This is a genomic window from Moraxella caprae DSM 19149, assembly GCF_000426885.1.
GTDB classification, from domain to species: domain Bacteria; phylum Pseudomonadota; class Gammaproteobacteria; order Pseudomonadales; family Moraxellaceae; genus Moraxella; species Moraxella caprae.
In genome coordinates this window covers 112,463-119,321 of record NZ_KE384583.1, presented here as the reverse complement: position 1 = coordinate 119,321, position 6,859 = coordinate 112,463, and the positions used below count along the sequence as shown (strand labels likewise).

6 protein-coding genes are annotated in these 6,859 nt (G+C 47.5%); 2 read left to right on the top strand and 4 right to left on the bottom strand.

The window, feature by feature from the left end; genetic code table 11:
* Window positions 1-1,191 (top strand): elongation factor Tu, encoded by a 1,191-nt coding sequence (gene tuf / locus K941_RS0113210; protein ID WP_029102688.1) that lies wholly within the window; start codon window positions 1-3, stop codon window positions 1,189-1,191.
* Window positions 1,192-1,315: 124 nt separating this feature from the next.
* On the opposite strand, the gene K941_RS0113205 is transcribed toward tuf, so the two are convergent.
* The 4 genes from K941_RS0113205 to K941_RS0113190 all read right to left on the bottom strand — a co-directional run bounded on the left by K941_RS0113205 (window position 1,316) and on the right by K941_RS0113190 (window position 5,240).
* The gene (locus K941_RS0113205) at window positions 1,316-2,470 is read right to left on the bottom strand and encodes a cytochrome P450 (protein WP_029103949.1); all 1,155 of its coding nucleotides are present in this window, start codon (window positions 2,468-2,470) and stop codon (window positions 1,316-1,318) included.
* Window positions 2,471-2,651: 181 nt separating this feature from the next.
* Entirely contained in the window at window positions 2,652-3,092 is a 441-nt protein-coding gene (locus K941_RS17655; protein ID WP_208854390.1) for a uroporphyrinogen decarboxylase/cobalamine-independent methonine synthase family protein, read from the bottom strand.
* Between the two features lie 65 nt (window positions 3,093-3,157).
* Complete coding sequence (locus K941_RS17650) at window positions 3,158-3,793, bottom strand: uroporphyrinogen decarboxylase/cobalamine-independent methonine synthase family protein (RefSeq protein ID WP_208854389.1); 636 nt, start codon at window positions 3,791-3,793, stop codon at window positions 3,158-3,160.
* A 139-nt stretch (window positions 3,794-3,932) separates the two neighbouring features.
* Window positions 3,933-5,240 carry an MFS transporter gene (locus K941_RS0113190; RefSeq protein ID WP_036388497.1) on the bottom strand — a complete coding sequence of 436 codons (1,308 nt, stop codon included), beginning with the start codon at window positions 5,238-5,240 and terminating at the stop codon, window positions 3,933-3,935.
* Window positions 5,241-5,508: 268 nt separating this feature from the next.
* Between K941_RS0113190 and K941_RS0113180 the strand changes: the two genes are divergently transcribed.
* Complete coding sequence (locus tag K941_RS0113180; protein ID WP_036388492.1) at window positions 5,509-6,741, top strand: multidrug effflux MFS transporter; 1,233 nt, start codon at window positions 5,509-5,511, stop codon at window positions 6,739-6,741.
* Window positions 6,742-6,859 lie beyond the last annotated feature (118 nt).

Sequence of the window (6,859 nt, the reverse complement as noted above, 5' to 3'; positions counted from 1 at the left end):
ATGGCCAAAGCCAAATTCGAACGTAACAAACCACACGTTAACGTAGGTACCATCGGTCACGTTGACCACGGTAAAACCACCCTAACTGCTGCTATCGCAACTGTTGCTGCTAAGCATCACGGTGGTGAAGCAAAAGACTACGCTGCCATTGACTCAGCACCAGAAGAAAAAGCTCGTGGTATTACCATTAATACCTCTCACATCGAGTACGACACTGCTAACCGTCACTATGCACACGTAGACTGCCCCGGTCACGCCGACTATGTTAAAAACATGATTACTGGTGCGGCTCAAATGGACGGCGCTATCCTAGTTGTAGCAGCTACTGACGGCCCAATGCCACAAACTCGTGAGCACATCCTTCTATCTCGTCAGGTTGGCGTACCTTACATCATGGTATTCATGAACAAGTGCGACCTAGTAGACGACGAAGAACTACTAGAGCTAGTAGAAATGGAAGTACGTGAACTTCTGTCTGACTACGACTTCCCAGGTGATGACACGCCTATCATCAAAGGTTCTGCCCTTCTAGGTCTAAATGGCGACCAAGGTCAATACGGCGAGCCTGCCATCCTAGAGCTACTAAGCACTCTAGACAGCTACATCCCTGAGCCTGAGCGTGACATCGATAAAGCATTCCTAATGCCAATCGAAGACGTATTCTCAATCTCTGGTCGTGGTACTGTGGTAACCGGTCGTGTTGAGTCTGGTATCATCAAAGTGGGCGACGAAGTTGAAATCGTGGGTATCAAAGACACTGCCAAGACTACCTGTACTGGTGTTGAGATGTTCCGTAAGCTACTAGACGAAGGTCGTGCGGGCGAGAACTGTGGTGTGCTACTACGTGGTACCAAGCGTGAAGAAGTTCAACGTGGTCAAGTACTAGCCAAACCCGGTTCAATCACCCCTCACACCCAATTTGATGCAGAAGTATACGTACTGTCAAAAGAAGAAGGTGGTCGTCACACGCCATTCCTAAACGGCTATCGTCCACAGTTCTACTTCCGTACCACTGACGTAACTGGTGCCATCACTCTACAAGAAGGTACTGAAATGGTTATGCCTGGTGACAACGTTGAGATGAGTGTTGAGCTTATCCACCCAATCGCCATGGACAAAGGTCTACGCTTCGCCATCCGTGAAGGCGGTCGTACCGTAGGTGCTGGTGTTGTTGCTAACGTTAAGAACTAATCTAACAAGATTGGCTTAACAGCAAACAAGACTAACCAAGTCAAACCCAAACCCCCCTGCCAGAGATGGTGGGGGGTTTGGGTTTTTGGGGAGTTGGGTTTGGAAAAGGAAAAAGGGAGTGAAGTTAATGGAGTATGACTTCTAAGCGACTAAAACCTGACGCAGGGTAGATGGCATGGTCAAAGTAGTCATCAGACACAGGGCGAATCTTACTGACCTGCTCTACCAAGCATTCTACCAACAGTCCCAGTTCAAGCTGTGCCAATGGCTTACCAGGGCAGACATGAATGCCATGTCCATAGACCAGATTGTTAGCTTGGCTTCGGTGTAGCTCAAAACTGTCCGCTTGATGGAAGGCTTCGGGGTCACGGTTGGCGGACTGCCAGTTAATCGTGATTTTGGCATCTTTGGGAATGTCTATGCCATGTAGAGTGACAGGGCAGGTGGTGCGTCGTCTGTTGGTGATGAGCGGGTCGTGTAAACGCAGTATTTCTAAGACGGCATTATCAATGTCTTGGGGGTTGGCTTTTAGATGAGTCAAGACATCAGGATGATGAATAAAAAATTCAAAAATAATCCCGACCGCTGACGACATGGTGGACAGCTCGCCCACTGTCCAGTTACGAATGAGTGAGACAAGCTCTTCATCGCTCATCACTCGCTTGCCTTGTGGTAGCATGACCACGTCGTTCATCAGTTCAAAGGTCACATCATCAGGGCGTTTTGTCCGTTTGTCATCCAAAATCGCCTTGATATAACCGTCAAATTCTAAGGCGACACTGGCAATCTCATCCTGATTTTGGCTCAGTGTGGCTTTGCGGTTTTTCTCAATCCATGCGTTTAATGGTGCTTCGGTCTCATCGCCCCAGTCCATAAAGGCATTTTGTAGTTTGACGGCATAAGTTTTGGCAAACTCTGCCATGATATCAACGGGCTGACCCTTGGGCAGTTGGCTTACTAAGCTGTCAATCAGTTCTTTGGCGATGGGGCGAAATCTCGCCATGCGGTCAGCGGTAAAATATTTGTCATTAATCGCACGAAATGCCGTATGAACAGGTGCGTCCATGCCGTTTGGCACAGCGATACGACGGTCTGATACGTGATTGGAAAATGTCGCAGGGTTGTTTAGAATGTGCATGACATCGGCATGAGAAAACACGCTATAACCAAGCTTGTCATCATGGGCGATGGGACAGCGTGCTCGCATGTCGTCGTAAGTACGACGCTGATTTTTCTGAACTTGTTCATCATCAGATTGCCAGTTGATAGAAGTGGACATAAATTATCCTTGGGCGGTGAATGGTCTTGCCATTGTAATCAACGCATGATAATCCTGCTATTAGCCTTTAGGGGTAGGGTGTGATGATTTTGTTTTGCCAATAAACTTAACAAAAAGCGAAATCGCCAAATTAGTCAGTTTCGCTTTTTGTTTGTTATTTAAAACAATATTTTTAGGGAAATTATTCACCCCAAACTTCATCAGCAATTTGTCTAATCATCTTCACCTTTGCCCACTGAGCTTCTTCGGTTAGGATATTACCTTCTTCTGTGGACGCAAATCCGCATTGTGGTGATAGGCACAGTTGGTTGATGTCCACGTATTGTGTGGCCTCACGGATACGGGCGATGATGTCGTCTTTGTTTTCAAGGTCGCCTGTTTTTGAAGTTACTAAGCCTAGTACGACTTGTTGGTCTTTGATGTGGGCAAGTGGGGCAAAGTCGCCTGCTTGCTCGCTGTCATATTCCAAGAAAAAGCCGTCCACTCGGCAGGTGCCAAACAGCACTTCAGCAATCGGTGCATAACCGCCTTCTGAGAACCACGTTGAGCGGAAGTTGCCACGGCAGATGTGCATGGTGATTTGCATATCAGCAGGTTTGGCATTCACGATGCGGTTTAGCATGGCGACATAGTCCACCGCCAATTTGTCAAAATCAATGCCACGCTCGGCAAATTCTGCCTTTTTGTCTAACGCACAAAATTGCCCCAGCTTGTGTCGTCCAGTTGCAAATTACGCAGACCCATGTCATAAAACTTGTGCATGGCTTTGATATAAGCGTCCGCAATGTCGTTGTACAGACGGCTCTCGTCTTGGTACAGCTCAATCGGTTCATAGTTCACATCACGCACGCACGCCACAAGATGTAGCATGGACGCAGACGGAATGGTGAATTTGGTTGGGGTGTCGCCAGCACGGTCTTTTAGAATTTGGTAGGCTTTGACAAAGGGGTGTGAATCCGAAAAATCAATCTTATCCACGATTTTGACGCTATAACTTTTGGGTTTGGCGTCTTTAAATTGCACCGAAAAATTCTCGGTTTCCACCCATTCCACACCGTCCAATTCCGCCATAAAGTCCAAATGCCACCACACACGGCTAAACTCACCGTCCGTGACAGCGTGCAAACCGTTTTCTTTTTGTTTGGCGACCAGTTTGCCAATCTCATCTTTTAGAATAACGTCATACTCATCTTGACTTAGCTCGCCAGCATTTAGCTTGGTTTTGGCATTTTTTAGCGTGTCGGTACGCAAAAACGAGCCGACCACATCATTACGATAAGGGGCGACATTGCGGGGTTTTGCAGTTGGGAAAAGTTGGCTCATGGCTTACTCTCTTTGGGCTGGTTAAAAGTTATTAAAATATGATTGTAAGGTAAAAATAATTTGTAAAATTGCTGGGTGTCAGTTTGGGGCTATCAGCAATGCTGAAAACATTGTTATTGTCCCAAAAATCTTGTAAAAATCAACGCTCATTCGGCTTTAAAAAATAAAGCGCCACCACCGCAAGCAAAATAAACCCACTTGCCCCCAGATACAAATCATCTTTGCCAATGCCCATATCCAAGAGCTTGCCTGCCAAAATGGGCGAGACGATAGAACCAATCCGTCCCACGCCGATTGCCGTGCCGACCCCTGTACTTCTAAATTCAGGGGCGTACAGCGTGGGGTTAATGGTGTATAGCCCCGTGATACAGCCATTGACAAGGCTACCGACCAAAATGGCAAAGATGAGGGCGAGCGTCAAAGTGGGACTAAACACAAAGCCGATAATGGCAAGGGACGACAGTACGATAAATGCGATGAGCGTGGATTTTGGGGCAAATTTGCTCACCAAAAAGCCAAAGATGAGCGAGCCTACCGTACCGCCAATGCTGATTGCCATGCCGACCTTTTGGCTTTGTTCTTTGGCAAGTCCTGATGATTCTAGCAGGGCAGGCGTCCACGAGCTGATAAAATAAAAGGACGACATCACGGCAATGAACGCTGCCCAAATGAGTAGAGTGGTCTTTAATTGACCTTTGGCAAAGAGCTGGCTAATGGGGGCTTTGGGTTTGGTAGATTGGGTTTGGGCAGGCAGTTGGCAGTTGCCTTGTTTGCCGATTTTGTGGGCGATTTTGGTGAGTTTGGTAAGGGCGTTGGCAGGTTGTTTTTGGTTTAAGAAATCCACCGATTCGGGCAATAGGGCGATGAGTGTCACGAGTGCCAGCCCCGTCAACACCGCCCCTGTCATAAATACCGAGCGAAAGCCAAACTCATCTTGGAGCATGACCGCCGACAATTCGCCAAGCATTGCACCCACCCCAAAGCCACACGCATAAATGGCAATGGCAAGCCCACGCCATTTTTGGCTGGCGTATTCGCTCACGATGACGTTGGTGCATGGCAAAATACCGCCCAAGCCAAGCCCTGTTATCACACGCCAAAAGCCGATAGTCTCCACACTGTGCGAAAAATACGTCATCAGCATACCCACCGCCGATAGGGCGGTTGCGATGATAAGTAGTGGACGTCTGCCAAATTTATCCGCCAAAGGGGCAAGTCCCATAGAGCCAATCGCCATGCCGATAAAGCCGGCACTCATGAGTGTGCCGATTTCCGCACCCGTTAGCCCAAGCTCGGTCTGAATGCTTTTGGCGGTAAAGGCAATCGCCAGCACGTCAAAGCCGTCTAGCATATTTAAGATAACGGCTAAGGCAACGATGAGCCACTGGTAGGCACTCATGGGCGTGTGGTTAATGGCGTGGGCTAGGTCGGTTTGGTGCGTGGTCATGGTGTATGATGATAAATGCTGATAAAGAGTGCGTTACTATAACAAAAAGTTTAGGGTTAATTAATTTCAATGTTTTCAATATATGGTGAACATTTTTAAGGTTAAAATGTCAATGTCGGTATTGCAATTTTTACCGTCAAATGGGGCAAATCATGGTAAAATAGTCGGATTTTCTCATTTGTTTTTGTTTTAAAAAATTTTGGCTGATTGACATAATAATAACCAATAACCATACCCATCAGTCAGCATTAAGATAAGTGATATTGATATGCCACATAATACCCCCCAAGACCAAGCCGCACACGCCAAGCCCTTTCCCACCCTGTGGGTGATGATGATGGGCGTGATGATTGCCATCGGTCCGCTTGCCATTGACATGTACCTGCCTGCTCTGCCGACCATGGCGGATGATTTTGGCGTGAGCGTGTCCGAGGTGTCCAAATCAGTGCCGTTTTACTTTATTGGTTTGGTGTTTGGACAGCTGTTTTATGGGCCATTTTCTGACCGTGTCGGGCGAGTGCTACCCATGTACATGGGTATGACGATATTTGTGATTGCGTCCGTCATCTGCGCGACCACCACGAGCGAGCTGGTGCTGTTTGCCGCCCGTACGTTGCAGGCGTTGGGGGCGTGCGTGACAGCCGTGGTAACCCGTGCCGCCATTCGTGACACCCTAAACCCCATACAAGGGGCAAGGGCGTTTAGTCTTATGGTACTGGTCATGGGATTGGCTCCAATACTTGCCCCGAGTTTGGGGGCATTGATTTTGGGATTTGCCGACTGGCATGCTCTGTTTTGGTTTTTGGCGGGTTATGGGGTATTTAATATCATCTTGACCAAGCTGTTTTTAAAAGAAACACTCGCTCCAGAAAATCGCAATACCAAGCCCATCAGCCAAACTTTTGCCTCTTATCTTGACTTAGCCAAGGACAAGACGTTCATCATTCCTGCGGTTGCAGGGGGCGTACTACAAGGGGCATTTTTCATTTATTTATCCATTTCCAGTGAGCTGTTTATGGTCAATTTTGGCTTGTCTGAAAAGCAGTTTGCCATCGCTTTTGGGGCGAATGCCTTTGGTTTTATCGCCTTAACGCAGGTCAATCAGTTTTTGACCAGTCGTTTTCGCCTTGTGCAGCTGCTACGCTTTGGGGCTCTCATGCAACTTGTCTCTGCCAGTTGTCTGCTGATGCTGGCATTGACGGGGCTTGCGTATTTTCCGCTGGTGTTTATGGCGGTATTTTGCTGTATTGCAGGGCTTGGGTTTACTCAGCCTAATGCTACCGCCATCGCTTTGGCGTATCAAAAAAAGCGGGCAGGTATGGCGTCTGCCATGCAAGGGGCATTGCAGTTTAGCGTGGGGATTTTTGGGGGGTTACTGCTAAGCCTGTTTGATGTCAGTCCTGTGTTAAAGCTGGGTATTGTTATCACGGCACTGGTGTCGCTTGGGACGTTTTTGGTGTATCAGCTTGACCCTAAGATGGATTTGTCAAAGATGGATTAACCCGACTCTCAATTTAAATTTATGAACCATTGATTTTTTAATGATTATTTTTCAGATTGTGGGGGCAAATTGCAATTTACCCTTGGTACATCAATGGACTGTACAAAGTTGAGAGTGG